19 protein-coding genes and 2 pseudogenes are annotated in these 27000 nt (G+C 66.8%); 8 read left to right on the top strand and 13 right to left on the bottom strand.

Annotation, left to right across the window (positions count from 1 at the left end):
• Nucleotides 1–27 precede the first annotated feature (27 nt).
• The 6 genes and pseudogenes from HRU76_09540 to HRU76_09565 form a co-directional block, all read right to left on the bottom strand.
• On the bottom strand, nucleotides 28–1059 hold the full coding sequence (locus HRU76_09540; GenBank protein QOJ17812.1) for a type II secretion system protein: 1032 nt from the start codon (nucleotides 1057–1059) through the stop codon (nucleotides 28–30).
• 215 nt (nucleotides 1060–1274) lie between these two features.
• The gene (locus HRU76_09545) at nucleotides 1275–2297 is read right to left on the bottom strand and encodes a prepilin-type N-terminal cleavage/methylation domain-containing protein (GenBank protein ID QOJ17813.1); all 1023 of its coding nucleotides are present in this window, start codon (nucleotides 2295–2297) and stop codon (nucleotides 1275–1277) included.
• Between the two features lie 1266 nt (nucleotides 2298–3563).
• Nucleotides 3564–3704: pseudogene (locus HRU76_09550) on the bottom strand (type II secretion system protein).
• Between the two features lie 431 nt (nucleotides 3705–4135).
• The gene (locus tag HRU76_09555) at nucleotides 4136–5434 is read right to left on the bottom strand and encodes an HlyC/CorC family transporter (protein QOJ17814.1); all 1299 of its coding nucleotides are present in this window, start codon (nucleotides 5432–5434) and stop codon (nucleotides 4136–4138) included.
• A gap of 6 nt (nucleotides 5435–5440) precedes the next feature.
• On the bottom strand, nucleotides 5441–6079 hold the full coding sequence (gene ybeY, locus HRU76_09560; GenBank protein ID QOJ17815.1) for an rRNA maturation RNase YbeY: 639 nt from the start codon (nucleotides 6077–6079) through the stop codon (nucleotides 5441–5443).
• A 108-nt stretch (nucleotides 6080–6187) separates the two neighbouring features.
• On the bottom strand, nucleotides 6188–8476 hold the full coding sequence (locus HRU76_09565) for a fused MFS/spermidine synthase (GenBank protein ID QOJ17816.1): 2289 nt from the start codon (nucleotides 8474–8476) through the stop codon (nucleotides 6188–6190).
• 347 nt (nucleotides 8477–8823) lie between these two features.
• Here HRU76_09565 and HRU76_09570 point away from each other — a divergent pair, with 347 nt between their 5' ends.
• The 4 genes and pseudogenes from HRU76_09570 to HRU76_09585 all read left to right on the top strand — a co-directional run bounded on the left by HRU76_09570 (nucleotide 8824) and on the right by HRU76_09585 (nucleotide 15280).
• Nucleotides 8824–9603, top strand: coding sequence for a PEP-CTERM sorting domain-containing protein (locus tag HRU76_09570; protein ID QOJ17817.1), 780 nt, complete (start codon nucleotides 8824–8826; stop codon nucleotides 9601–9603).
• Between the two features lie 225 nt (nucleotides 9604–9828).
• A complete protein-coding gene (gene ptsP, locus HRU76_09575; protein QOJ17818.1) occupies nucleotides 9829–11586 on the top strand; it encodes a phosphoenolpyruvate--protein phosphotransferase in 1758 nt (585 codons plus the stop codon).
• 376 nt (nucleotides 11587–11962) lie between these two features.
• Nucleotides 11963–13429, top strand: a pseudogene (locus HRU76_09580) (Rne/Rng family ribonuclease).
• Nucleotides 13430–14722: 1293 nt separating this feature from the next.
• The gene (locus HRU76_09585) at nucleotides 14723–15280 is read left to right on the top strand and encodes an NADH-quinone oxidoreductase subunit I (protein QOJ17819.1); all 558 of its coding nucleotides are present in this window, start codon (nucleotides 14723–14725) and stop codon (nucleotides 15278–15280) included.
• A gap of 125 nt (nucleotides 15281–15405) precedes the next feature.
• On the opposite strand, the gene HRU76_09590 is transcribed toward HRU76_09585, so the two are convergent.
• The gene (locus HRU76_09590) at nucleotides 15406–16128 is read right to left on the bottom strand and encodes a PEP-CTERM sorting domain-containing protein (protein ID QOJ17820.1); all 723 of its coding nucleotides are present in this window, start codon (nucleotides 16126–16128) and stop codon (nucleotides 15406–15408) included.
• Between the two features lie 353 nt (nucleotides 16129–16481).
• Here HRU76_09590 and HRU76_09595 point away from each other — a divergent pair, with 353 nt between their 5' ends.
• Entirely contained in the window at nucleotides 16482–17375 is an 894-nt protein-coding gene (locus tag HRU76_09595) for a hypothetical protein (GenBank protein QOJ17821.1), read from the top strand.
• A gap of 124 nt (nucleotides 17376–17499) precedes the next feature.
• On the opposite strand, the gene HRU76_09600 is transcribed toward HRU76_09595, so the two are convergent.
• The 4 genes from HRU76_09600 to HRU76_09615 form a co-directional block, all read right to left on the bottom strand.
• On the bottom strand, nucleotides 17500–18198 hold the full coding sequence (locus tag HRU76_09600) for a DUF4956 domain-containing protein (GenBank protein ID QOJ17822.1): 699 nt from the start codon (nucleotides 18196–18198) through the stop codon (nucleotides 17500–17502).
• On the bottom strand, nucleotides 18191–19093 hold the full coding sequence (locus HRU76_09605) for a polyphosphate polymerase domain-containing protein (protein ID QOJ17823.1): 903 nt from the start codon (nucleotides 19091–19093) through the stop codon (nucleotides 18191–18193). Before HRU76_09605 ends, HRU76_09600 begins: the two co-directional genes overlap by 8 nt.
• A gap of 1 nt (nucleotide 19094) precedes the next feature.
• Entirely contained in the window at nucleotides 19095–20870 is a 1776-nt protein-coding gene (locus HRU76_09610; protein QOJ19157.1) for a CotH kinase family protein, read from the bottom strand.
• A gap of 396 nt (nucleotides 20871–21266) precedes the next feature.
• On the bottom strand, nucleotides 21267–21590 hold the full coding sequence (locus HRU76_09615) for a hypothetical protein (protein QOJ17824.1): 324 nt from the start codon (nucleotides 21588–21590) through the stop codon (nucleotides 21267–21269).
• Nucleotides 21591–21730: 140 nt separating this feature from the next.
• On the opposite strand from HRU76_09615, the gene mdh reads away from it, so the two are divergent.
• A complete protein-coding gene (mdh, locus tag HRU76_09620) occupies nucleotides 21731–22729 on the top strand; it encodes a malate dehydrogenase (GenBank protein ID QOJ17825.1) in 999 nt (332 codons plus the stop codon).
• Nucleotides 22730–23063: 334 nt separating this feature from the next.
• A complete protein-coding gene (locus HRU76_09625) occupies nucleotides 23064–23711 on the top strand; it encodes a hypothetical protein (protein ID QOJ17826.1) in 648 nt (215 codons plus the stop codon).
• 123 nt (nucleotides 23712–23834) lie between these two features.
• Here HRU76_09625 and HRU76_09630 read toward each other — a convergent pair whose 3' ends face one another.
• Nucleotides 23835–24422: a hypothetical protein gene (locus tag HRU76_09630; GenBank protein QOJ17827.1), complete on the bottom strand. Its 588-nt coding sequence runs from the start codon at nucleotides 24420–24422 to the stop codon at nucleotides 23835–23837.
• Nucleotides 24423–24761: 339 nt separating this feature from the next.
• Between HRU76_09630 and HRU76_09635 the strand changes: the two genes are divergently transcribed.
• Complete coding sequence (locus HRU76_09635) at nucleotides 24762–26366, top strand: FG-GAP repeat protein (protein ID QOJ17828.1); 1605 nt, start codon at nucleotides 24762–24764, stop codon at nucleotides 26364–26366.
• 13 nt (nucleotides 26367–26379) lie between these two features.
• Here HRU76_09635 and HRU76_09640 read toward each other — a convergent pair whose 3' ends face one another.
• Complete coding sequence (locus HRU76_09640) at nucleotides 26380–27000, bottom strand: OmpH family outer membrane protein (GenBank protein QOJ17829.1); 621 nt, start codon at nucleotides 26998–27000, stop codon at nucleotides 26380–26382.

Raw genomic sequence — 27000 nt, forward strand, 5'->3', positions numbered from 1 at the left:
AGTGTCTCGGGATAGCGCCGGGGTGCGTCACCCGCTGCCGATGGTGTCGCGGCCCTTGATGCCGTCGCGCGTGAACACGTGGTACGAGTTGATCTCGCCGCGACCGTTGGCGCCTGAGTAGCCGTACGACTGGAAGTAGCCGCCCGAGCCGAAGCACGCCGGGTCGTTGGCGTCGAGTTTGTCGCCCCCCTGGGCCACCACGCGGCGGCTGGAGGCCACCGCCTCGCGCACGCTCATCATGCGCACGTGGCCGTCGAAGAAGAGCGTGGCAGGCGTGGAATCAGGCCCCATGTTGAAGAACCACGGCACGCCCGCGGTGCCGGGGATCGATTCCGAGGGGTTATTCTGGAGCCAGTAGTGCTCCAGCATGTGGGTCTTCAGGTCGGGGAAGGTGGCGCTGGACAGGTTGGGAGACCGGAAGCCCGCCGGCAGCGCATCGGGCCGCTGGGAGAACCCCTGCGTCGCGCCGCGGTACACGTCGGGACTCACCTGGGCGGCGATCGAGGTGCAGTAGGTGGACTTGTAGAAGTAGGGGTTGACGCTCGGCCACTCGCCCGGATCTTCCATGAACTGGAAGATGCGGTCCTGGATCGTGTAGTCCTTCGGCGCCCAGAAGATCGGGTCGTAGATCTTCTTGTTCACGTACTGGTTGAACGGCTTGGTGTGGAAGGCGCGGAATGACCCCAGAGAACAGTTGCCCGGCCACCACATGGGCGTGATGAACTGACCGTCGGTGGACTGGTGATGCACGCCGAACTTGTCGTACCCGAAGGGCACGGGCGGCACGCGCGTTCCGGCGTAGTCGCTGCGGATCACGGGCGCCGGCACCATCACCGTCAGGTCATCGGGGCAGACTGTCCACTGCCGCCCGTTCCACTCCGAGGCGTAGGTGGCGTGGGCTGCTCCGAAGTTGCGCAGGTTGCTCATCGAGATCGCCACCTTGGCCGAGTCGCGCGACTTGCCGATGGCCGGCAGCAGCAGCCCCATCAGCAGGGCCACGATCGAAATGACCACCAGCAGCTCGATGAGCGTGAAGCCACGATTCCTTCCACGTTGCATGGGTCGTCCCCTTTCTGCGTTGAAACCCCGGAGAGAGAGAAGCGGGTCGGGATTCACGAAAGGTTCCGAGCGCCCATGTTGTAACGCGCCCGGGGCGGCCGTGGAAGGCCGAACGCCGGAGTTTCCCGCGGTTTTCTTGGCAATGACAAGGCCCGTGGGCAAGCCCACGGGCCTTGGGTGATCGCGTGGCGATCAGGCGTTGGATGATCGCGGGATCAGCCGCTGCCGATGGTGTCGCGGCCCTTGATGCCGTCGCGCGTGAACACGTGGTACGAGTTGATCTCGCCACGGGTGTTGGCGCCGGCGTAGCCGAACGACTGGAAGTAGCCGCCCGCGCCGAAGCAGCCGGGATCCTGAGCATCCAGGCGCTCGCCGCCCTGAGCGATGACGCGGTTGCTGGAGGCGACCGCCTCACGCACGCTCATCATGCGGGTGTGCCCGTCGAAGAAGAGCGTGGCGGGAGTCGAGTCCGGGCCGAGGTTGAAGAACCACGCCACACCGCCCGTGCCGGGGATCGACTCCGAGGGGTTGTTCTGGAGCCAGTAGTGCTCCAGCATGTGGGTCTTCAGGTCCGGGTAGGTCGCGCTGGACAGGTTGGGCGACCGGTGACCGGCGGGAAGGATGTCCGCCCGCTGGGCGCCGCCCTGGTTCACGCCGCGGTACACGTCGGGGCTGACCTGGGCCGCCACCGAGGTGCAGTACGTGGAGAAGAAGAACGAAGCGCCGTTGACCCACTCGCCCGGATCATCCTGCCACTGGTAGATCAGGTCGTTGGTGGTGTAATCCTTCGGCGCCCAGAAGATCGGGTCGTAGACCTTCTTGTTGATGTACTGGTTGAAGGGCTTGGTGTGGAAGGCGCGGAACGAGCCCAGCGAGCAGTTGCCCGGCCACCACATGGGGATGATCGCCCAGCCGCTGGTGGTCTGGAAGTGCAGACCGTTCTTGTCGAACCCCAGCGGAACCGGGGGCACCGGGGTGCCGGCGTAGGAAGACTTCCACACGGGCGCCGTCACCATGACGGTGAGGTCATCCGGGCAGGTGGTCCACTGACGCCCGTTCCACTCCGAGGCGTAGGTGGCGTGAGCGGCTCCGAAGTTGCGGAGGTTGCTCAGGGAGATGGTGACCTTGGCCGAGTCACGCGCCTTGCCGATGGCGGGCAGCAGAAGCCCGATCAGCAGGGCGATGATCGAGATCACCACCAGCAGTTCGATGAGGGTGAAGCCACGATTCCTTGTCATGCGATTCCTTTCCGAGCGATGTGGACAAAGAGATGACGTGGGCCGCACGCGCGGCCGATGCCACGGGACATGACGCGATCGCTTCATGCTCGCCGTCTGCGGCGGGAGCGCGATCAACCGCTCTGATCCACTCTGACGAGCGCGGCGGACGGTTCACACCCCGGAGAACCCGCCCGATTCCGGCCGGTCGCCTTCCGCGAGACATGAGCGCGAAAGAACTTCGGCGTCGTCATGTTCATATACGCCTTGCCGTGGCGACGGTTGCACAACCCCGCACTTTTTTCGGACGAGCGCCAGTTCGTCGGCGATGTGCGACAAAAAAGACAAGGCCCGTGGGCAAGCCCACGGGCCTTGGGTGATCGCGTGGCGATCAGGCGTTGGATGATCGCGGGATCAGCCGCTGCCGATGGTGTCGCGGCCCTTGATGCCGTCGCGGGTGAACACGTGGTACGAGTTGATCTCGCCACGGGTGTTGGCGCCGGCGTAGCCGTACGACTGGAAGTAGCCGCCCGAGCCGAAGCAGCCGGGATCGGACGCGTCGAGACGCGCACCGCCCTGGGAGACGACGCGGCGGCTGGAGGCGACCGCCTCACGCACGCTCATCATGCGGGTGTGCCCGTCGAAGAAGAGCGTGGCGGGGGTGGAGTCCGGTCCCATGTTGAAGAACCACGGCACGCCCGCGGTGCCGGGGATCGACTCCGAGGGGTTGTTCTGGAGCCAGTAGTGCTCCAGCATGTGGGTCTTCAGGTCCGGGTAGGTCGCGCTGGACAGGTTGGGCGACCGGTGACCGGCGGGCAGCTGATCGGCTCGCTGCGAGCCCTGGGCGTCGCTGCGGTACACGTCGGGGCTGACCTGGGCCGCCACCGAGGTGCAGTACGACGAGAAGTAGAACGAAGCGCCGTTGACCCACTCGCCCGGATCATCCTGCCACTGGTAGATCTTGTCGTTGATCGTGTAGTCCTTCGGGCACCAGAAGATCGGGTCGTAGACCTTCTTGTTGATGTACTGGTTGAAGGGCTTGGTGTGGAAGGCGCGGAACGAGCCCAGCGAGCAGTTGCCCGGCCACCACATGGGGATGATCGCCCAGCCGCTGGTGGTCTGGAAGTGCAGACCGTTCTTGTCGAACCCCAGCGGAACCGGAGGCACCGGCTGGCCGTAGGCGGATGCCCAGACCGGGGAGTGGATGACCGTCAGGTCGTCGGGGCAGGTGGTCCACTGACGCCCGTTCCACTCCGAGGCGTAGGTGGCGTGAGCGGCTCCGAAGTTGCGGAGGTTGCTCAGGGAGATGGTGACCTTGGCCGAGTCACGCGCCTTGCCGATGGCGGGCAGCAGAAGCCCGATCAGCAGGGCGATGATCGAGATCACCACCAGCAGTTCGATGAGGGTGAAGCCACGCTTGCGTTGCATTTTCGATCCTTTCCTGCACAGAGGACATCACAGCCGGCCGGCCGGAACGCCCGGGGCAAGGTTCGACGCGACCACCGCGCTCCCTGCGAGGAGCCACGACGGTCATCCACGATCCCACTCTGCACAGGAACCCGGAAGACCCGAAAGTTTCCCCCCGGAAACCCCATTGGGTGACCCCAAGCCACCCATCATGCCCGCCAAAGACGTGAGCGGGCAGTCGAACCCCGGCTGCCGTGAGACATGCCAAGGAACTCGATCAACGTACCACGAACCAATCTGCTGTCCAGACATTCTCGGACAAGTTGCACGATTTTTTTGCGTTTTTTGGGGAACCCGGTTTTTGCTGGTCCCAGGGCCGCCCCGTCGTGACTCCGGGCGACCTCCATGAACGGATTCCCGGCGTGGACATGACGCAACGTATTCATGTGCAATCACTTAGGGCCGGCATCCCCGTTTCCGGGAGGGACCGTTTCGGGTGCTGACGTGAGCAGTTCGATCGCCACACGCTTCACATGCGTGCGACTGGCCGACAGCACCTTGAAGCGGACCTGCGGGGTTTCGATCACTTCCCCCGTCTCCGGAACGCGCCCCGCCTGGGCCAGCAGAAACCCGGCCAGGGTGTCGAAGTCGTCATCCTCGGGGAGAGTCAGTCCCAAACGTTCGTTGAGATCGTAAATGTAGAAGCGCCCGTCGGCTTCGGCATGCCGCTCATCCAAGACGGTGAGCGTGGGCAGTTGATCGCTCTCCGGCTCGTGCTCGTCGTGAATCTCGCCCACGATTTCCTCCAGCACGTCTTCAATGGTCACCAGCCCGGACGTGCCGCCGTACTCGTCGATCACGATCGCCAGGTGCACCTCGCTGCGCTGGAAGTCGGAGAGCAGCTCCGCCACGGGTTTCGTTTCGGGAACGATGATCGGCTTCCGCAGCAGGGGAGTGAGTGAAAAGTTCTCGGGCTCCTCGCCAAGGTATCGCACCAGGTCCTTCACATAGAGAATGCCGACGATGTGGTCGAGCGATCCCTGGTAGACGGGAATTCTCGAGTGCCCCGCCTTGCGGATGAAGGCGCGGATGGTGACGAGGTCATCGGTCATTTCGATCCCCTCGATGTCGGTGCGAGGGGTCATGATCTCCGAGACTTCCGTGGAGCGGAACTCCACCACGTTCTCAAGCATGGCGGCGGCCTGGGGTTCGAGCGCGCCTTCCAGGTGGGTGTCCTCGATGGAGCGCAGCAGCTCCGCCTCGGCCTCGTCGGGTCGCGGCGTGGCGCCGCTGAGCCGGCGCACCGCCTCATCAACGAATGAGAGAATCCGCGAGGCGGGACGGCCGACCCACGCCGCTAGCCGCAGCATCGGCAGGGCGCCGATGATCATCCCCACTCCCGCGTGCTCGGCCAGGGCGAGCGCCAGCACCGTGGTGAAGAGCCAGATGCACACCACCGAGACGGCGCCGGCGATGAGCAGTCCTCTCACCTCCAGCACGGCGCCCTCACCGACGCCCACCACGTCCACCAGCACCAGGGCGAAGAAGCCGACGCGACAGCATGCCCGCAGGAACGACAGCGTCATCAGCATCGATCCCCGCTGTCGGATCACCCACTCCGCCCGTTCCGGCGTGCCGCGGGCTTCAAGCCGCTCCGCCAGCGCGGCGCGGCGCTTGGTCTGCAGCGCCAGCACCAGGGCGGCCAGATAGGTGCCCAACGCGAGCGTCAGGATGGTCGCAAACATGAGCATGAACGGTCACTTCCGAGCGCCGCGCCCCCGGCGACGCGAACCGTCCGCCGGGCCATCGGCCCCCTCCGGGCGGTAAATCGCGCCCACGCCGATGGCCCGCAGCACGCGGTCCTCCTCTTCGTGCATGGCGGCGGCTCCGGACTCGGTGCGGTCATCAAAATCCCCGCAGTGGAGCAGCCCATGCACCGCGTAGAGAAGCAGCTCCCGGTTCAGGTCATGCCCGATTTCGGCAGAGCGACGGGCGGCCTCGTCCGCACAGACGACGATCTCCACCTCAATGGCGATATCCTCGGCGGGTGTGCCGGACGACCGCTCCGTCAGGTCGAACGTCAGGACATCCGTGGTGGTAGGGTCGTTCAGATGCGCCTGATGCAGATCGCGCATCAACTCGTCGCCGATGATGAACACGTGAACCGACCCGAATCGCTCCGGCCGCGTCATCACCGCCGCCTTCAGGCGATCGCCAAGCCAAGCCGCGTTGACCGCATGAGCCAGCCCAGGCGCCACGGTGATCTGCACGATGTCCGACTCCCTTTCGACGGAACTCGAAGGGTCGGGATCCGCGGCGTCGGATGAGCCATCCAGCCCCGTCGAGGACAGGGATGCGGCGGACTGGATCGAGGATGGCGAGGTTCCTTCAGGCATGGTCAAGCTGCGCTGCGGCGAATCCGCCGCCGGTCAGCGCACCATGATACAGGAGGTGTCAGACCCGGTAAACAACGGGTGACGATCCCTTCCCTTCACGTGGGAGCGTTACCACCCCAGCGCCCCCAGCACGTTGCTGTAATCGTCGGTCCAGACTCGTCCCGGCTCGGATCGAGGCGTGCTCCAGGCCCAGCCGAATCGCCTCGATCGCAGGAATGACAGGTCGTCCGGCTCGGCGGCGAGCGCCATCCAGGTCGATGACAGGCGCGCCGGCTGCTGAGGGCCTTTCAGTTGATCGACCAGGTCCTCACGCGTCAGGCACGCCAGCCCCAGCGACCGGGCGGCCCGCTCCACGACCGGTTCGAGATCGAAGTGGCGGCTGGAGATGTGCAGCAGCAGCACGCCGTCGGGCTTGAGGCGGGACCGGTAGAGCTCGATCGCCTCGCGCGTGATGAGATGGATGGGAATGGAATCGCTGCTGAAGGCGTCGATCACCAGCAGGTCGAAGTGCGCCTCGGGCGAACGTGCGAGCGTCCGACGTGCGTCGCCCATGACGATCTCGATGGCGGCGCCGCGATTCCGGGCCTCGCGCAGGTAGGTGAAATACCGCGTGTTCTCCGCCAGCCGCTTCACGGCAGGGTCGATCTCGAAGAAGGTGATGTGCTGACCGGATTCGGCGTGGGCGGCCAGGCCGCCGGTTCCCAGTCCCACGATGCCGATGCGCGCCTCGGGCTTCAACTCCGCCATGGCGCGGAAGACCTGTCCCGCTGGTCCCGCCACCGAGTAGTAGGATCGCGGGCGGCGCGGTGAAACCGGCTCGTTCGTATCCGGATCGATCTCCTGCCGTCCGTGCAGCGTGGTGCCGTGGTACAGCTCGTTGAAGGGTCTCAGCCCGCCCCCCTCGTCCTCGTCGATTTCCAGTATGGTGCGGTGAATGGTGTGAACGCCGAAGAAACTGCGTTCATACTCCACGGCCTTGCCGTGGCTCGCCACGTCGAAGGTAGTGACGGCCATGACCGCGCCAAGCGCCAGTCCGAAGCGCAGCGGACGGTTGGCGAACAGGTAGCAGGCCATGATGGGCAGCCCGACGATGACCCAGGATCGCGCCGGGCCCCGCGGAAGCTGGACCGCGTCGGCGACCACGATAAGCCCCCAGACCGCGACGGCCACCGCCAGACCCGTGAGCACGTCGCGCCCCGCGGACATCCACGCGGACCGGGCCAGCACCCGGGCCGGCGGCGGCAGCACCGGACCTACGGCCGCCACGCCCAGCACCACGATGATGGGATACTCATACAGACCGGCGAACAGGAGCGGGGCGATCAGGGCGTTGAACACGCCTCCCAGCGCACCGCCGACGCTCATCATCAGGTAGAACAGCGTCAGCTGACCCGCCGGCGGGCGCGTGGCGACCAGTTCGCCGTGGCACGCCATGCAGGCGATGAAGAACGCCAACAGGTGCATGGACACGACCACGATCACCGGCTGGGCCGATTCCGTCGCCAGGAGCAGCACCAGCAGCAGCGCCGAAGGGGGGAAAATCCGCTTCATCCATCGATGGGGCAGCCAGGGACGCCGCGCGAACACCAGAATGAACGACAGCAGGTACAGCGCCAGGGGAATCACCCAGAACAGCGGAACCGACGCGAGGTCGGCCGTGATGTAGGTAGTGACCGCCAGCATCCACGCGGACGGGATGAAGGCCAGAAGCACCCACCGCAGGGCCTGTCGTCCGGACGTTCCGGCGAAGGTCGCGCCGTCAGCGGCGGGGCGCGCGTCCGCCTCTCTGGCGGGTTCGTCGGGTCGGCTTCGTCGTCTCGTCGCGATGGCGCAGCCGACGGTGAGCGCCGTCAGCCCGACGTAGCCCGCGCTCCAGCCGACGGACTGCTGAGCCAGCGTGAACAGGGGCTCCACGACGACGGGGTAGGCGAAGAGCGCCAACATGCTCCCCGCGTTGCTGGCGACATACAGAAAATAGGGATCCTTCGCACGCGGATGATCGGTCGCGCTGAACCATCGCTGGAGCAGGGGCGCGCCCGCGGAGAGGGCGAAGAACGGTCCGCCGATCATCACCGTCAGCGCCCCGAGCAGCCACCAGATGGGGGTGCCCTCGACGGGCGGATTCCACGCCGCATCCACCGCCGGGGGCAGGAGCAGCAGGGGAGCGCCCAGAACGGCCAGATGCACCAGTGGCTGGCGTCGGACGCCCAGGCGGCGGGTGCTCTCGTGGGCGTAGAGGTATCCGCCCAGCAGGGCCGCCTGGAAGAACATCATGCAGGTGATCCAGACCGCCGGCGTGCCGCCCAGCACCGGCAGCAGTTGCCGCGCGATGAGCGGCTGCACCAGGAAGAGCAGGAACGAGCCGAGGAACACCGTCACCGTGAACAGCGCGAGCACGAATCCTCCGAACCTCCTACGGGGGCAGACCCCGGCGAAACACACGAAAGCCGGGCGAGAGGATATGCGAGGCAACGCTCCTGTCCTGAGAATCCCGACATGAGGGGGATGGGCTCTGGGGCTTCAGAAACGGGCCCCGTAGACGTGGAGGGTGGTTATTGGACTCAGAAAGCGCCTGGATTCTGATAGGTCCAGATCACTCCAGTGGAACCTCGCCAGATTTCAGTCGGACCTCGGTTGAAAATCTGGTAGGAACGGGTATAGTCCTGTACGGAGATCCCTGACTGCGTGTGCTTGTCGCCATGCGGAGGGGGAGAGAGGCGACTCAGTCAGGGAGAAAGATCACCATGGCTTCTGTTCGGGGATGGATGTCGGCAGCGGCGGTTGCGGCCGTCACCACGGTGTCGATGCCGTCGGTTGCCGGCACCGTGTCGTTCACATCGGCGGCCAACACGTTCGATGGTCAGCTGCGTCACGCCAACGCGGTGTTCAATCACAGCGGGACGTCGCTGAAAGTGACGCTCTCGAACATCGGCGGCGACGTCACCAAGCCGGTCGGCATTCTGACCGCGCTGTTCTTCGACTACACCGGTCCTGGCTCGATCACCAAGGTGACCAACGGCGCGACCGTGGCGCCGGGCTCGAGCGTCGTCCACTTCACGTCGAATCCGAGCAACGTGTCGGGCGAGTGGGCGTTTCGCAGTGACCTGGCTCCCTCGACCGATCGACCCCAGTTCGGCATCAGCTCCGCGGGGTTCGGTCTGTTCGGCCCCGGCGATCGGTTCGGCACGACGAACCTGCAAGGGCCCGCTTCTCCCAACGGCCTTCAGTTCGGCATCACCTCGATCAACGACAACATCAACACAGGCAATACGCCCGTGACCGGCGCGAATGCGCTGATCAAGCACGCCGTGGTCTTTGAGTTCACGGTGTCCACGCTCTTTGACCTGACGAAGATTCTGAACGTCGGGTTCCAGTACGGCACCGCGCTGAACGAGGGATACAACCCGGGCGAGCCGGACAATCCACCTCCGCCTCCGGTGGTTCCCGTTCCGCCGGCCTTCGGGCTCGGCGTGCTGGGTCTGCTGGGCGTCGGTCTGGCTCGTCGGCGGCTGTCAAAGCGCTGATCGGGCTGTTGATCGGCCTTCATTTCGTCACCATTCCGGCGTGTCGGCACGGGCGATCCGTGTGACGGGCTGCGCCTTGGGTGATGGTCGTCGGTCTGTGCGACGGGCCGCCTGCGGGGTCGGCCATCATCTCGACGTTTCCTGTATACTCGCCCTGCCGGTAGCCCGTCGGGACGGGGTCCGGCCACGGAGGGGCCGACTGCTCCTGAGGGTTGTTGTTCGCGCATGGAAGTGGTCAAGGGCATTCCGGTCTCGCCCGGCGTGGTCATCGGCAAGGCGTTCATCCTCGACTACGCGGATGAACGGGTGCCCTATCGCACGGTACCGGCCGGCGACGTCCCCCGCGAGCTGAATCGACTGGCCAAAGCCCTCCGAGACGCCGCGGACGAGTTGACCGTGCTCCGCGATCGAACCGCCGCGGAACTGGGCAAGGAGCCGGCCCGCATCTTCGAGTTCCATCTCGGCCTGCTCAACGATGTCTCCCTCATCGGTCCCATCCGCGACCGGATCGAGAAGGAGCGGGTGACGGCGGAGTTCGCGGTGGCCGACGCCTTCCGACGACTGGCCGAGCAGTTCCGCGGCATGGGCAGTGAGGTGTTTCGCCAGAAGGCGAATGACGTGCTTGACCTGGATCGCCGGGTGCTGGGCAAGCTGCTGGGGCAGTCGGAGAGCCGGGTGCAGCACCTGTCCGAGCCGGTGGTGATCGTCGCGCACGAACTCACACCCTCGCAGGCGGCTTCGCTGGAGCGTTCAAAGATACTGGCGTTCGCGACCGATGCCGGCGGACGCACCAGCCACACATCCATCGTGGCCAAGGCGATGGAGATTCCCGCGGTGGTGGGCTGCCAGAACGTGTCGCTCAACGTCAACGAGGGCGATTCCATCATCGTGGACGGCGATCGCGGGCTGGTCATTCTGCGTCCGGACCCTGAGACGCTGGTTCAGTACGAGGCGTTCCAGCGGCAGATGGCGGATTTTCGGGTGGGAATGCGCGAGTTCGCCGCGCTCGAACCGACCACGCGGGACGGAACGCGCATCTCGCTCATGGGCAACATCGAGTTCCCCGAGGAAGTGGAGGCCCTGGTGCGCAACGGCGCGGACGGGGTCGGGCTGTACCGCACCGAGTTCCTGTACCTGACCGCCCACGAGGATCCCACCGAGGACACGCAGTACAGGGCCTATCGCCAGTGCGTGGATCTGCTCAAGGGCCGACCGCTGACGATCCGCACCCTCGATCTGGGAGCGGACAAGTACACGCAGGAGCAGCAGGTGGAGCCGGAGCGGAATCCCGCCTTGGGCTGCCGGGGGGTGCGCTACTGCCTGCGTCACCTGGGCGTCTTCAAGCGTCAGTTGCGGGCCATCCTGCGAGCCAGCGCGTTCGGCCCGATCAAGGTGATGTTCCCCCTGGTCACGAACGTGCTGGAGCTGCGTCACGCTCGCATGGTGGTGAACGACGTGATGGAGGAACTGTCGGAGGAGGGCGTACCCTACGACAAGGATCTGAAACTGGGCATCATGATCGAGGTGCCCAGCGCCGCGCTCATGGCCAAGACGCTGGCGCGGGAGGTATCGTTCATGTCCATCGGGACAAACGACCTCATTCAGTACACCCTGGCGGTGGACCGGGGCAACGAGCGCGTGGCCAACCTGTACTCGGCGGCCAATCCGGCGGTGCTGCAGCTGGTCAAGCAGACGGTGCGGGCAGGCAAGCACTACGGCATCGAAACGAGCATCTGCGGCGAGATCGCGGGTGAGGTCACCTACACCATGTTGCTGATCGGGTTCGGCCTGCGTACACTATCGCTTGTGCCGTCCCAGATTCCGCAGGTCAAGCGATTGATCCGTTCGGTCGATATAGGTACCTGTGAGCGCCTCGCCCGCAAGGTCGGGTCGTTCGAGTCTGAGCGGCAGATCGTGAACTTTCTGCGTGAGCAGACACGGAAGGTCTTTCCCGAGGCGTTCGGCGGTTGGTCCGCCGAGTGACTCGGTGTTCGTGCGGCCTCGCGGCGCCGCCTCTGGGCGGGCGCGACGGCCCGCGGCGCCGATGACGACCTCGGAACAAACGAACAGGCCGCCGCGCCGTCGTCGGGACGGTTGCCCGGATGAGCCCCCGCCTCGCGGGAGAGCCCCGGGTGGACCGAAACGCGGGCCGGCGTGCGGCATCCGCGAAGCATCGCCCTCGTGAGGAATCTCAGAACCCCGACACCCCGTCGGCAGACCAGCAGCCAGCCCCCGCCCCGCGCCACGTCGCGGTCGGCGGGCGCGGTCGGCTTGTCCACTCACAGCGGTCGATCTCGCGGCGCACTCATGGAGTACGCATCGCGTGGTCAGCAAGAACACCCCCACGACGAACCGGATCATGGTCGTCAACGACGTGCCCGGCGAGGAATGCCGGATCGCCATTCTTGACAACGGGCGCCTCGACGAGCTCTACGCCGAACGAACCGCCACGGCGACCAACGTCGGCAACATCTACAAGGGACGCGTCATCAACGTCGAGCCCGCCATCCAGGCGGCGTTTATCGACTTCGGCGAGGGTCAGAACGGCTTCCTGCACATCTCCGACCTGCACCCGCGATACTTTCCCGGCGAGGAGAAGACCGAGAGCGTGGGCAAGAAGATCCCGCGCCGTGACCGCCCCATGATGCAGGAGGCCCTCAAGCGCGGCGACTCCGTGCTCGTGCAGGTCATCAAGGAAGGCATCGGCACCAAGGGTCCGACGCTCACCAGCTACATTTCCATCCCCGGGCGGCTGATGGTGATGATGCCCGACATGGACCGCGTGGGCGTGTCGCGCAAGATCGAGGACGAGGACAAACGCCGCGAGATGCGCGAGATTCTCGACACCCTCGACCTGCCCGAGGGGCTGGGCTTCATCCTGCGCACCGCAGGGTTCGGACGATCCAAGACCGAACTGAAGCGCGACCTGGCGTACCTCACCCGCCTGTGGAAGCAGATGGAGAAGCGCATCCAGTCGGTGCAGGCGCCCTGCCCGCTGTACGTCGAGTCCGATCTGCTGATCCGCACCATCCGCGACATCCTGGCGCCGGACATCTCCGCGATCATCGTGGACAGCGAGTCCGGCTTCGAGCGCGCCACGGACTTCCTGCGCGTGATCGCGCCGCGCTCCGCGCCGCGCGTGCTGCGGTACCGCAGGCCCGTGCCGATCTTCCACGCCTTCGACATCGAGAAGCAGATCGCCATGATCCACGAGCGCGAGGTGCCGCTGCCCTCGGGTGGAGCGATCGTCATCGACCAGACCGAGGCGCTGGTGGCCATCGACGTGAACTCCGGCAAGAGCCGCAGCGCCCGCGACAGCGAGACCAACGCCTATCGCACCAACTGCGAGGCCGTGGATGAGATCTGCCGCCAGCTTCGGCTTCGCGACCTGGGCGGACTGGTCATCAACGATCTGATCGACATGGTGCGCGTCGATCACCGCCGCGCCATCGAAAAGCGCTTCAAGGACAATCTGGCCCGCGACCGCGCCAAGACCACCATCACCCGCATCAGCGAGTTCGGCATCCTGGAGATGACCCGGCAGCGCATGCGCCCCAGCATGCGCAAGACGCACTACCACACCTGCGCGGTGTGCAGCGGGCGGGGCGAGGTCCGCACGCCCGAGTCGCTCGCCGCCGACGCCGTGCGCAGCATCGCCTACCTGCTGCAGTTCGAGCGCGTGCAGACAGTGGAGATCGTGGTCTCGCCGCGGCTGGCCTCGGCGTTCCTCTCCTCGCGCCGCCGCGACCTGGTGGACCTGGAGGACGAGTTCGGCAAGACCGTGAAGGTGCGGGTCAGCGACGCCATCCCCACCGATCGCATCGACTACTACGCCTACGACGACCGCAGCGCGGACATCGACATCACCCGCCTGCCGGCGCCCAAGGCGCCGGACCTGTCCGAGCTGGAGGCCGCCGACCTGCCGCTGCCTGAACCGGCGCCGGAGGAGGACGCCGCGGCGACCCAGCCGGAGGCCGGCGCCGCAGGTCGCAAGCGTCGTCGTCGTCGGGGCAAGCCGGTGGCGGGCATCGAGACGGGCGCGCTCAAGAATCTGGCCGCCGAACTCGACCGCATGGAGCAGGAGATCGACGAGCAACTGGCCGAGGCGGACTCGGAACGTGAAACACCTGCCGAACCCCCGTCCGCGCCCGGGTCGGATGATGGCGGCGTGACCGCCGGGCACGGTTCTCCCGCATCGGGCAAGAAGAAACGCCGCCGTCGTCGCCGTCGTGGTCGCGGTGGGGCCGCTGGGGAGAACTCGGCGCCGCCGGGGCAGCCCGGGCAACCCGTCGATGGGGAAGCGGCCGTGGACGGCGAGGATTCGGCGCAGGCCGTCGCCCCGCCTGCGGAGGAGGCGAACGTCGCCGCGGAATCCGTGGATGGTCCAGGTCTGGCGCCGGTCAGCGTGAATGGTCAGGCGACCGGGGATGCGGCCGCTGGTGGAAAGCGCCGTCGTCGCCGTCGTCGTCGAAGGCGGGGGAGTGGTGCTGGCGACGCCGCGCCGGCCTTGGCGCGGTCCGAGGGTCCGGTCGGCCGCTCGCCCGCAACGTCCGAGGATGAGGCGTCCTTCGAGGACTCCAACGCACCGCCCCAGGCCCGCGGATCGGAGCAGTCCGATGCGGACGAGTCGGCGGAGTCGGCGGCCTCCGCGTCGTCCCCCGCGGCGGACGAGTCATCCCTCGAATCCGGGGGTCGTCGGCGTCGTCGTCGCCGTCGCGGGCGGGGCGGCAAGAACGCGGGCGCCGAGATGCGCCCATCTGGCGACGGGGTCGCCTCGACTCCCGCGACGCCTTCAATGAGGGGACCGGCGGGAGAAACCCTCGCGGCGTCGACGCCCGCACAGCCGGCGATGTCGGTATCGGCGCCTGCGGCATCGGCGTCCGCGGCTCGCCCGCGCCGCACGCTCTACCGCTTCCGCAAGAAGGCCGCCCCAGGCGTGGGGCGCGGAGGCGAGGAAGACGGCGGCTCGGACGAGTGATTCGCCGCGAAACACCCAGGCGGCGGGGGAACCGGTCACGAGCGGTGGAGTCCCGGCGATTGGTCGATTACGATGGACCGGCTGGGCCGGCGGTAGCCGGGTTCACCCCCGATTCGTGGCCGTGTCCAGCCGGAGCACTCAATGACCATTCGCGAAGAAGACATCGTCCCCATCCACTCGCCGAAACTCTCGCGCGGCGACACCCTGTTCCTGCCCGCCATCTTTCGCGGGTTGGGGACGACCATGCGCCACTGCTTCGAAAACGTGGGCCGCAACGGCAGCGTCAAGAAGAACGTGTGGGTGGTGCAGTACCCCGAGCAGCGCCGCGAGCAGCGGGACGTGCTCGACGGCGGCAGCGAGCCGAAGACCTTCCGCGGCGTCCACCGCCTCAACCGCGATGAGGACGGCCGCGTCCGCTGCGTGGCCTGCATGATGTGCTCCACCGCCTGCCCGGCCAACTGCATCCACATCGTGGCCGAGGAATCCCCCTGGCCCGACCGCGAGAAGTATCCCAAGCAGTTCGACATCGATGAACTGCGCTGCATCTTCTGCGGCATGTGCGAGGAGGCCTGCCCCTGCGACGCCATCGAACTCACCCCCGAGTACGACGTGGTGGGTCTGTCGCGGCAGGAAATGATCTTCGACAAGCAGAAACTGCTGTCGGTGTACGACGAGACGATCGGCGTGAAGCCGATGTGAGCATGGCGGGCGTTTCGTTGTTCCGATCAGGAACGTCGCGCGGCAGCATGCGGGAACAAGAACAAGGGCCGGGCGATCTCGCCCGGCCCCTGTCGCGTGTCGATGCAAGGCGTGAAGTCAGCCGATCACGCCCGGCGACGCCGCCGCCCGCCCATCACCAGGCCCGCGCCCAGCAGCGCCAGGGCGCCCGGAGCGGGGACTTCGTTGGCCGTAAGGCGGGTCACGAAGAAGTTGCCCGCGCCGCCCGTGGTGCCGTTGTAGGTGCCGGTCCACAGGGCGCTGAAGCGGGTGCCGTAGCCCGACGTGGTGGTGCTCAGCGCGTTGAAGCTGGTCGTCGTCGTGTTGCCGGTCATGCCGGAGTGACGAATCTCGATGGTCAGGTGGCCGCCCGTGTACAGGTACTCGTTGAAGGTGATTTCAACACCCCAGGGGGCCGGTGAGCCGGCGCCTTGGAACGAGCCGGCCGCGAAGGTGAGCGGGCCGGAACGAACCTGCGTCGGTGCGCTCGTGAAATTGTTGGCGAACGTGGTGCTGCGAGCCGCGGGATCGACGCCCGGGCCGATGTAGATGTCGAAATTGGCGAAATCCGCGTTGACGGACGGCGGCCAGTTCGCCGCGTTGGCGTTCAGACGCCACGTCAGTCCCGTCAGGTTCTTGCCCACGAACTGCGTCAGTTCGCTGGCGTTGATCTGCATCTGGTAGGTGCGGCCCGTCGTCACCATGTACAGGAAACTGGATGTCCCGTTGGTGTTGGCGTACTCAGCCGGCACCACGCCGTATTCCTGCGCCCACGCCCCCCCCCCCCCAAGCACCGCGGCGGCGGCGCACACGCTCATCACTCTCCTCATGACTTGCTCCTCCGGTTTGAATCCAGTCGAATCGCATGAACCCGAACATCGGGTTCGCGTACCCACATGCCTCTGGTCCCCGGAAGTACATCACCGTTGTACCAGAGCCAGACAGGAATGCCAAGCGGTTTTTTGATGTTCGTCGCGAGACCCATCGGCGTGACAGCACGGATGTCAAATTGGGAAGTCCTGGTAAAAATGAGAACGGGTGCGCGAAAGAACAGGGTGAATCCTTGGTTTTTGGCTCGTCCAGCAGTGGTCGGTTTGATATGGTGGCGTCTTTCCGGGCGTCGAGGCCTGCGGCGCCGGGACGCAGAGGTCTGGCAGGCCGTCTTTGTCGGGAGAGATGAACCATGATTCGATCCACCATTCTGGCGGCTGCGGTCGCCGCGGGTCTGGCGGCTTCGTCGTCCAGCGCCCAGTACGTGATGATGCCGGACTCGACCAACAACCGCCTGGTCCTGTTCGACCCGCAGACCGGCGCGCTGGTGAACAGCAACTACTTCGCCCTGCAGTCCGGCGTCACGCCCATCCATGCCATGCAGGTGGGGCAGGAAATCTGGATCTCCGAGCAGGTCGGCGACAAGCTGGCCCGTTTCGACCTGGTCGGCAACTCACTGGGCGCGGTGACCGGCGGCATGGACAACATCCGCGGCATGGGCCTGGTGAACGGACGGGTCTACGTGACCAACGCCGGCACCGCCAATGGCGCGCCGGGCGCGGCGGTCATCATGTTCGATACCGCGGGCAACAACCTGGGCTTCTTCGCCACGCCCAATGCGCCCAGCCCCTTCGGCATCCTCAATCACCAGGGCGGCATCCTGGTCTCGTCCAGCAGCGCCAACGACGACATCCACCGCTACAGCATCTCCGGCGTGTCCCAGGGCACGTTCCACAACTCCACCTCGCTCAACTTCGCCGAGCAGATGGATCACGATCACAGCGGCAACGTGCTGGTGGCTGGGTTCTCCTCGCCCGCCGGCATCTACACGCTCGACGCCAACACCGGCGCCATTCTCAGCTCCTTCACCGCGTCGGGAGCGCGCGGCGTGTTCCAACTGGGCAACGGCAACATCCTCTGGAGCAACAGCGCCGGCGCCCACGTCTACGACGTGAACACCCAGATCAGCACCCAGGTCTACGCCGGCGGCGGGCGCTACTTTGACCTGCTCGTCATCCCCGCGCCCGGTGCGGCGGCCCTGCTCGGCCTGGGCGCCCTGGTCGGCGGTCGGCGACGAAGACGCTGAATCACGCGACGCCAACAAGAACCCCTGTGCCCCGACCTTGCGTCGGGGCTTTTCTTTGAATGGAGTCGGATCACCGATCCGGGCAAGAAGCGAGCGAGGACGACACGTCCGCGCCCAAGGTTCATCATCGCTCGCGTTTCACTTCGACGCCCTGCACGCCGTCCAGCGCGTGGAGTGAGGCGAGCAGCGCTCCCGCCGCGGCTTCATCCGGCAGACGGACCACCCACGTGGTTTCCACCGACGCGCCCTGACGGGTGGTGCCGATCGACTCCATGCGGAGGGCCTCATCGTGTCGGGAGATCACTTGGCGCAGCACGGCGTCGGTCACCAGTCCGGCGCCGGTGCGCACCGTGACGCGGAAGGGGATTCCCATGCCGTTCGGGCCGGGTCGGCGGGCCTCGCGATCCGCTTCGCGCGGGCGGAAGAGGTACGCCGCCGCGCCAGCCACGGGAATCGCCATGAGCGGAATCATCAGGAACCCCGCCCCCAGCGCCATGCCCACCGCGACGGCGAAGATGACGAAGGCCACGTCGCGCGTGTCCTCCACCACGGTGCGGAAGCGCACGATCGCCAGCGCGCCCACCAGCGAGAACGCCCGCGCCACGTTGTTGCCGATCACCAGCGTCATCATGGCGATCAGCACCGTCAGCAGCACCAGCGTGGCCATCATCTGGCGCGACTGCTCATCGGGCCTGCCGTGCGTGAAGCGGAATACGCCCGCCACGACCATGCCCAGCACCAGCGCGCAGCCCAGACGCACCGCCACGACATGGACGGTCAGATCGGGGTCGCCCTGAAACGGGGAGTGCAGCCACTCAGGCACGGACCACCTCGGACGCGGAGGTCGCCGCGCCCCAGGCATCGCGGCACAACCGGTACTTCGATACGGGGGTCGGACTCAGCCGAAACCTCGTGAGCGCTTCGCGGAACAGGTGAGGAACCGCGTCAAGGAACTTCATCTCCACGATGACCCGACCCTGCAACAGCGGACGAACGACGACGGTGCCGTCAGTGCCTCCGGCGGCGCAGGCGTCCGCGCCGGCCCTCACCATCGACGGGACTGGCGTCTGCCCCGCCTGATCGCTCAGCAACCATCCGCTCGCCGGCGTTCCTCGCATGTCCCGATCAAACGTGAGCCGCACCGGTGCCTCGTTCACCGAGGCGAAGAAGGCCGTTCGCTCATAGGCGATGCCGCACGCGGGCAGCAGCCCCCGGGTCGCGGTCTGTCGCCGGAACCACTCGCCCGCCCACTCGGCCGCGGCGTGACCATTGGAAGCCGCTCCGTTCAACTGGGCGGCCGGGTCAAGTCGGTTGATCAGCGTCGGCTGCGCCAGGCGGGCCAGTTCCTCAAGCGGCACGCTCGTGCGTCGTTTCGACACGCGGTCGCCGCGCCGCGACTTGCGCTCGAGAAACACCCAGGGCAACGCGCCGTAGCGGCGGACTCGGTACTTTCGCCTGGTGTATCCCGGCGTGCGGCGATACACGTCCATCGCGGGCGTATCGAGGTAGAGCGACGCGATGTGGTACGCGCCGTCGAGCGCCGCGTCGCCGTGCGGGTCGAGCGTCAGACGTTCGCGCGCCCACATCCGCAGCTCGGCGGCGCGCGTCTCGTCCAGCAGGAACTTCATCTCGAAGGCCTGGCGGGCGGGATCGCGCCGCGCAATGAGGGATGGTGAATCGCTGGCCGATGGCTGGCCGCTCAAGCCGGGTGTCGTCACCTCATTGCTCCTGGGCCGGTGCGATGGGGTCGGTCGCGGGCTGGTTCAGCGCGGGATGATTGAGCAGGAAGCGCCGGCGCTGCTCGAAGAACAGCCGCAGCGTCATCCCGCCGCCCGGCGCTGCACCGGGGCCGGCGGGCGGCGCGTCGGCCTCGCCCGCGCCTCCGCCTGGCTGGGGCATGGGCGGCAGTTGATCCGACGTGACGCGTCGGAACTGCTCGAGCGAGGAGAGTTTCTTCGTGTCCTCCGCGATGGCCTGCTCGATGAGCGTCCGCTGCCGCGCGATGAACGGGCCGATGACGCTCCAATCCAGCGACTTCTCCGCCAGCGTGCGCACGTTGTCGAGGTATTTCGCCCGCAGCGACGGTACGGCGAGCAGGCGGCTGCGCAGGGGTTTGCGGAGATCATCCATGCCGATCAACGGGTCGAGGTTGACACCCCCGCCTCGCTGCCCGCGCTGAACGCCCCCCGGATTCCCCGGCCCGCCCGGCGCCGCGCCGCCGGGCGGGAGTTGCCCTCCGGGAGGCGCGCCGGTCCCGCCAGGAGGCGGTTGCGGTGGACGATCCTGACCCTGTCCACCGATGCCCGCGCCTCCGGGTCCGATGGGTACGGGTCCGCCGCCGCCCGCGCCGGGGGGGGCGCCTGGTCCGCCTCGTCCACCGCCACCGGGGGGAGCGCCGCCCGGGAATCCGCCGCCGCCCAGTGCGAACGACTCGTTCATGTCATGCGGGATGAGGTGGAACATGCCCTTCTCATCCTTGTAGAGGTTGTAATCACTGGCCCGCACCCAGTAGCCGTCGCTGTTCACCAGCACGTTGTCCAGCGCCAGGAACCAGAGAGCGCCGTCGATGTCGAGGATCGGCCTGAGCGCTTCTTCCAGATGCTCCGTCGGCGTGGTGCTCAGGACGCGGCAGAGGTTGACCAGATCACGCCAGTCCTTCTCGTCATCCTTGGACTTGATCTGGTAGCGGCGGCGGTACTCGGCCAGATCATCGCCCACGTAATCCAGACCCGACTGGCCGTTGGGGCTGCCGCTCACCTTCCACCGCGCCCCCTTGCCCCCGTCGAAGTGTTCGGCGACGAAGTCCCGGTTGAACTGCTCCACGCTCACGTACACGCCCCACGACTCGCCGTTGACCACCACGCGCACCAGGTTGGCGCGCGGCGCGGCGATGTGCTCCCGCGCCATGTTGGAATACAGAATCGTGCTGAGGAACGACGGATCGCCGTTGGAGTTGAGCAGGTTCAGCGTCTTGTGCCCGTACAAGCGCTGCTGGGGATTCACAAGGTCAAGCGACACGTTGAACGATCGCTTGTGCCCGGCGGGAATCATGAAGTACGACGATGCGCCGCGAAAGCTCACGCCGACCTGCGGATAGGTTTCGCCGTCCACGGTCAGCGTGGCGGGCACTTCGACGTCGGTGTTGTAGAAGTCGGCCAGCTCGGCTTCCCACTCCGCGCTCTCGAAGTCGATGAAGATGGTCCGCAGAATGGTCTGGTCGTAGAGCGGGGCATCGGGATGGTTGGTCACGTCGGCGGGCGTCACGCGCGGGCCCGGCGCGGCCGGCTCGCGCTGCGGCCTGGCCCGCCCCCCCGGACCTGCCCCCGGACCACCCCCCGGACCTGCCCCCGGACCTCGCTGATTGCCGGGATTCTGCCTGAGGAACTCCCGCGCGGCGGCTCGTTCTTCGGCATTGAGCCAGCCATCGCCGCTCACATCGAACTGCTTGACGAGTTGGCGTTCCACGCCCCCCGGACCACCCGGCCCCCCCGGCATGCCCATGCCTCCCGGCCCTCCGGGTCCGCTGGGGGGTCGCAGCACGTCCTGCCCGCCTCCAGGCCGCCCCCCCGCGCCTCCGGGTGGGGGCGGGGGCTCCTGAGCGGCCAAGGCCGGAATCGTCAGTCCAGCCGCGAGGGGAAAGCAGACCAGGGGATGAGACAGGCGACGCCAACCGAACGAGCGAAGGGGCATGGGGAATCCTTCACGGGTCGTGAATCGATCCTGAACAGCCGCACAACAACGGATAGGTACGGGACCGTATTGCCCCGCGCCCCCGGAGATGACAGCGGCTGCGGTTGGTGGACAGGCCGGTTCTGCATCGGTTGGTGGCTCTTGGCTCGTGGCTGATAGCCGAGAGCCAACAGCCGATCGCCGATCGCCATCGGCCCCTTCCTACCCCTTCCTCAGCCGCTGCGGCTTCGACCCCTCGATCCGCGCGATCTCGCCCTTCGCCTCCAGGTCCAGTTTCACCGTCGTCACGTACCACGACACCGAGCCGGACCAGTCCCGCGGCAGGTGGGGCTTGACGGCCCGCACCAGGTCGCGGAAGGCGATGCCCTCCTTTGAGCGCGGCATGGCCTTGAGAATGGCGGTGCGCATCGCCTCGTACTTGCGGTCATTGATGCGCGTGCCGCCCTGGCCCTTGGGGTAGTTGATGTTTTCGGTGAGGATGGTGGTGGAGGCGGGACGACGTGAACGCGCCTTCTTCTTCGCCATGACGCCGCGTGCCTCGAAAGAGGGAATGGTGCTCGTTGCCCGGATTCGGGCCACTTCTATCATCACGACCCTTGCGAGATTCCGCAATGCCCCGCCGCGCCCGATGGCGTCCGGGGCATCCCTGAAAGGACGATGAGGACATGCGACGAGCGAAGATTTCGGTCATTGGCGCGGGCGGCAACGTCGGAGCGACCGTGGCTCTCTGGTGCGCCATCAAGGAACTGGGCGACATCGTCGCCATCGACATCCGCCTTCCCAAGGCAGGCGGGAAAGAAGGTGAAACCTTCCTCCCCGTCGAAGGCCGCATGCTCGACCTGGCCCAGTGCGGCCCGCTGGAGCGTTTCGACTCATCCATCACCGCCACCGATGACTACGCCGCCATCACCGGCAGCGACGTGGTGGTGGTCACCGCAGGTCTGCCGCGCAAGCCGGGTATGAGCCGCGACGACCTGATTCAGACCAACGTCAAGATCGTCAAGCAGGTGGCGGAGAACGTGGCGAAGAACGCGCCCGAGGCGGTGATGATCATCGTCTCCAACCCGCTGGACGCCATGGTCTACACCGCGTGGAAGGCGAGCAGGTTCCCCACGCATCGCATCCTCGGCCAGGCAGGCGCGCTGGATGTGGCCCGCTTCAAGACGTTCATCGCCATGGAGACCGGCTTCAGCGTCGAGGACATCAACGCCCTGCTGCTGGGCGGGCACGGCGACGACATGGTCCCGCTGCCCCGCTACACCAACATCGCGGGCATCCCCGTCACGCAGTTCATCAGCGAAGCGCGGCTGGCGGAACTGGTGCAGCGGGCCAAGGTGGGCGGCGGCGAGATCGTCAACAAGATGGGCACCAGCGCCTACTACGCCCCGGCCCTGGGCACCACCGACATGGTGGAGGCCATCATCAAGGACAAGAAGCGCATCATCCCCTGCGCCGCCTACTGCGAGAACGAGTATGGCGTCGCGCCCGGCCAGAAGGGCCAGGGCTACTTCGTCGGCGTGCCGGTGGTGCTGGGAACGCGCGGCGTGGAGAAGGTCATCGAGATTCCGCTCGACGGCGCCGAGCGGAAACTGATGGATGAGTCCATCAGCCACGTGAAGGATCTGGTGAAGGTGGTGCGCGGGCTGTTCCCCGAGCTGGGGTGACTCGGCTGACAGGACAAGCGTGGTGGGGCGGGCGTCCCCGCCTGCCTTTCCTGCGACTTCGTTCGTGAAAGAACGAACGATCTATTTTCGCGCGATTGTTGAACACAGCCGCCCCGTAGTCGTTATGCTCGATATGGAGAGCGCGTCGGCGCCGCGCACGCGCCGTGCGATCGTGGGCGGGTGAAGGGAGCGGTCGGGTGAACGCCTGATCGCGGCGCTGCGGCGGGGCGAGAGTATTCCGGGGTTCCGAGCTTCCGGGGCGGATGTCCGACAACGTCTGACCATCCGGCATGGCTTGCCGACCGATCGAGGTCACCTCTCGAAGGAGCACATCATGGGATTCCCCGCTCAACTGGACGAGAACGATCCGGCGTTCCCCCACGATGACACCGTGAGCCACTTCGCGGCGAAGGAGCTGCTCATCCTGCTGCGCATCAGCGTGGCCCTTGGTATTGCAGCGACCGCGGTGACCATGGCCACCTTCTGGTTCTGGGCGTGGGTGCCGGCGGTGATTCTGCTGGTGTGCTTCGGCGCGCTGCTGCTGTGCCACAACGTGGAGCAGCGTACGCGCCGCGAGAAGTTCGAGCAGGAGCTGGCCGTGTGGCGCGAGCGCGAGGCGGAGTTGCGCATGACGCAACTCGCCGACCCCGCCGCGCCGCCCGAGGCCGGTCACTCGCCCGATGAAGCGGCGCCGACCTCCGAACTCGACATCGTGCCCATGCCAGTCCTCAAGCGCGAGATGTGGATGGGCGTGGAGATCGTCGTGGGCCTCGGTCTGGCGGCGGTGGGGGTGGTCATCGCCGGACTGGTCACGGGCCATCTGGAGCGCGATCTGGTGCTGCTGGCCACGGGCCTGTTCGTGGTCTACGGCGCGTTCGTGATGGGTCCGGTCTGGCTGGGATGGTTCGGCGACGTGGACGAGGCCGAGCGCCGCAAGGAGCAGCCGGAGCGAACGCCCGTGGCGCGGGCGCAGTTCAGGTGAGGCGTCAGGCATCGAGCGCCGGGACTCGGTTGTCGGGAGTCGGGTTCCACCCGGGCCTCGGAACTCACGCGGCGCAGCCGCCCCGCGCGCCAATGGCTCGTGCCTCAGCCCACCATCTGTCGCCTAGTTCCTCTCATCCCCCTCCTCCCCCTCGAACTCCTCATCCGCAACATCGGCGGGCGAGAGAGGCGAGACGCACTTGGCCGCGTGGGCCACGGCCTGGTCGGGGTCGCCGCCGCACGGCAGCCCCGGGCCGCGCCAGCGATCACCGTCGTAGGGGAAGGCGACGTAGCCGAGCCCCTGCCGGTCGGTGTGGTTGTCGAGAATGATCACCGGCACGAAGCCCAGCGTGATGCTGTTGACCTCGGTGGTGAAGCACGCCCGGTCAGAACGGTCGAAGCGGATCGAGTAGCGGTACCTCATGTCGCGCAGGTGCATCGACGTGCCGCGGATCAGCTCGTTGCGACGCTGCTCGGGCAGCCGCTCGATGCGGTCGGGCTCGCGGCCGGTCGCGTCCGGCTCCGGATCGTCGTCAACCGCACCATGGTCGCGTGACTGCACCAGCAGGGCGATCATCTGCGCCGCGCCGAGAACGATGAGCGTGATTCCCGTCGCGCGGGCGGAATACGCCACCCAGACCCAGACGCCGGCGGCCATGCAGATGAGGCAGGCCGCGAACGAGATGAACCGCCATGCGCTGGAAGGCAGCATGCCCAAGTGTACCGCTGCCGACGCCCACGACGGCGCGGTTCACCGATCCACTACCATGATCTGATCCAGTCGCTTGCGGCGGATGTCCGGCGCCACGCAGTCCGCCGCGTGACGACGTGAACCGGGGGAGCCGCTGTGATGCGGGTGAACGTGCGGAAGGGTGCGAGCGGTCATTCGAGCCATCGTTCGAATCACTCGGCACTGGGTATCACGGCGCACCGAAGGGTGTCCGCTCGCACACGGCGTGGCCCTGCACCCGATCCATCCGCGCCTGGCGGGTTGGCATGGTTGTTGTGGCACGTCCAGAGCCGGGCCTGTCCGCAAAGAAGGAGTGTGGCCATGTGCGTGCGACTCGTTCAAACCAATGACGTTTCTTTCCTGCTCGCGGGTGTGATCGGCCTCGTCCTCTCCGGCGGCGCGGCAGCGCTGCCCGGCGGCGACTTCAACGGCGACGGGTTTGACGACCTGGCGATTGGCGTGCCTGACGAAGATGTGGGACTGAGGGTGGATGCGGGGGCCGTGCATGTTCTGTACGGTTCGGTTGGCGGACTGCGCGCCACGATCGCGTCGGGCGCGCCCATCGATGCGCGGCTGTTCACCGAGTCCGCCACGTGGTGGGCCGGGGTGTCGCCGCAGGCGGGTTCGAGGTTCGGCGAGGCGCTCGCCATCGGCGACTTCAACGATGACGGATTCGATGACCTGGCGATCAGCGCGCCGGGGCGCGACATCGTCGCCGTCGCGGACGCCGGTCGGGTGTACGTTGTCTACGGCGGGCACGCGGGTCTGGGGTCGGGTGGATCGTGGATCATCAGCGAGGCAAGCTACGCCCGTGCGGTCGGCGCCGGCGACCGATTCGGGCTCTCTCTTGCCAGCGGTGATTTCGATGGCGATGGCGCCGACGACCTGGTGATCGGCGCGCCGCTGGACGACCTTGATGCGGCGGATGCCGGCGTGGCGTGGCTGGCGTATGGAGCACCGGGCGGGCTCATGCTCATCCCGCGCCGCGCGCCGCTTCATCTGGTCCACTGGGGGATGACGCCGGGGCCGGGTGACATGTTCGGCTGGTCGCTGGCGGTGGGGAACTTCGACAGCGACGGGTACGACGACCTGATCGTCGGTGCGCCCGGCTTCGATCGCCTCGGCGTGGTCAATTGCGGTCAGGCCTTCGCCTTTCACGGCGGGCCGCGCGGCACGGAGTTCGGCGGCATCGTGCTCCTCACGCAGTCCATCTTTCCGGGCGGCGACGTGGAGGAGGTCGGCGATCAACTGGGTTGGTCCGTGGCCGCGGGCGATTTCGACGGCAACTGGGCCGACGACGTGGCCATCGGCGCACCCCTTGAGGATCTCGGCGGAATCATGAACGCGGGGTCAGTGTTCGTGACCGGCGGAATACCGGGTGCGGGATTGACCTTCGGCTGGCACCCGGATCAGAGCTTCGAGCAGGATCGCTTCGGGCTGGATGGAAATGAGCCCGATGACCAGTACGGCGTGGCGGTGATCACGGGCGACTGGAACGGCGACGGCTGTGATGACCTGGTCATCGGCATGCCCGAGCAGTCAATCGGCGCCGCGGTCTCCGCGGGCGTGATCCACGTGCTGCCCGGCGATCTTGGCTTCGGGCCGGGCTTGGGCGCGTTCCCCGCGTTCCGGTGGCATCAGAACACCACGGGAGTGCTGGATGTTGCGGAGTCGGATGACCGGTTCGGCGCCGCACTGGGCAAGGGGGACTACAACGGCGACGGGTTCGACGACCTGGTGGTGGGCGTCCCGGGCGAGGATGTGGGAGGCGTGGCCGATTGCGGCTGCGTGCAGGTGTTCTATGGGTCCGCGGCGGGCCTGAGCGCTGCGGCCGATCAGGTCTGGCATCAGGGCAGCAGGGGCGTGCGAGACGCCAACGAAGCGGGCGACGCCTTCGGATCGGTCATCGGTTTCAAGCGCTGGTAAGAAATCGCTGGCGTCACTGAATGCCCGCGCGGAAGGCGTTGTTCATCCGCACCAGCACTTCACCGGTGATATCGCGTTTCCCGCTGGCGAACAGCATGCGACGGGTGAACATCTGCGGAATCACCTCGTCGGGCGTGCCCGGCTGAATGCGGATGTCGGTGTCATCCAGCAGCACGTACTCATACCCCTGGGCTTCGGCCAGCTCCTTCACCGCCTTGAGCACCTTGTCGTACATGCGCATGTACTCGATGGATTCCTCGAGATTGCGCAGGTTCGACTTCACTTCCATCCATGACTTGAAGTCCGCCGCCTTGATGAGCAGCTGCTCCTGCAGCCCCCGGGTGCGATCCGAGCCCGCCGGCAGCGCGTCGAGTTCGTCGCGCATCTGCTGAATCTCCGACTGGCGGCTCTCCTGCTCCTTGCGCATGTCGGCGGCCAGGGTGTTGAGCCGCGTGCGGATGGCGGCCGTCTCCTCCAGGTCGTTGAGCAGCCGCGTCAGGTTGACGGAGACGATCCTCTGATCAGTCGCCTGCGACTGCGGCGCGGCGGGGCTGGTCAGGGCGCCGGTCACCATTGTTCCGGCGGCGAGGGAAAGGGCGGCGATGACGACCGCGGATGAATGGCGAAGGGACAT

The organism is Phycisphaeraceae bacterium, assembly GCA_015709595.1.
Classification (GTDB): Bacteria; Planctomycetota; Phycisphaerae; order Phycisphaerales; family SM1A02; genus CAADGA01.

Coding starts and splice junctions, on each gene's coding strand:
- HRU76_09540 (QOJ17812.1), bottom strand. CDS start 1,059: ATGCAACGTGGAAGGAATCGTGGCTTCACGCTCATCGAGCTGCTGGTG.
- HRU76_09545 (QOJ17813.1), bottom strand. CDS start 2,297: ATGACAAGGAATCGTGGCTTCACCCTCATCGAACTGCTGGTGGTGATC.
- HRU76_09555 (QOJ17814.1), bottom strand. CDS start 5,434: ATGCTCATGTTTGCGACCATCCTGACGCTCGCGTTGGGCACCTATCTG.
- ybeY (QOJ17815.1), bottom strand. CDS start 6,079: ATGCCTGAAGGAACCTCGCCATCCTCGATCCAGTCCGCCGCATCCCTG.
- HRU76_09570 (QOJ17817.1), top strand. CDS start 8,824: ATGGCTTCTGTTCGGGGATGGATGTCGGCAGCGGCGGTTGCGGCCGTC.
- ptsP (QOJ17818.1), top strand. CDS start 9,829: ATGGAAGTGGTCAAGGGCATTCCGGTCTCGCCCGGCGTGGTCATCGGC.
- HRU76_09585 (QOJ17819.1), top strand. CDS start 14,723: ATGACCATTCGCGAAGAAGACATCGTCCCCATCCACTCGCCGAAACTC.
- HRU76_09590 (QOJ17820.1), bottom strand. CDS start 16,128: ATGAGGAGAGTGATGAGCGTGTGCGCCGCCGCCGCGGTGCTTGGGGGG.
- HRU76_09595 (QOJ17821.1), top strand. CDS start 16,482: ATGATTCGATCCACCATTCTGGCGGCTGCGGTCGCCGCGGGTCTGGCG.
- HRU76_09610 (QOJ19157.1), bottom strand. CDS start 20,870: ATGCCGGGGGGGCCGGGTGGTCCGGGGGGCGTGGAACGCCAACTCGTC.
- HRU76_09615 (QOJ17824.1), bottom strand. CDS start 21,590: ATGGCGAAGAAGAAGGCGCGTTCACGTCGTCCCGCCTCCACCACCATC.
- mdh (QOJ17825.1), top strand. CDS start 21,731: ATGCGACGAGCGAAGATTTCGGTCATTGGCGCGGGCGGCAACGTCGGA.
- HRU76_09625 (QOJ17826.1), top strand. CDS start 23,064: ATGGGATTCCCCGCTCAACTGGACGAGAACGATCCGGCGTTCCCCCAC.
- HRU76_09630 (QOJ17827.1), bottom strand. CDS start 24,422: ATGCTGCCTTCCAGCGCATGGCGGTTCATCTCGTTCGCGGCCTGCCTC.
- HRU76_09635 (QOJ17828.1), top strand. CDS start 24,762: ATGTGCGTGCGACTCGTTCAAACCAATGACGTTTCTTTCCTGCTCGCG.
- HRU76_09640 (QOJ17829.1), bottom strand. CDS start 27,000: ATGTCCCTTCGCCATTCATCCGCGGTCGTCATCGCCGCCCTTTCCCTC.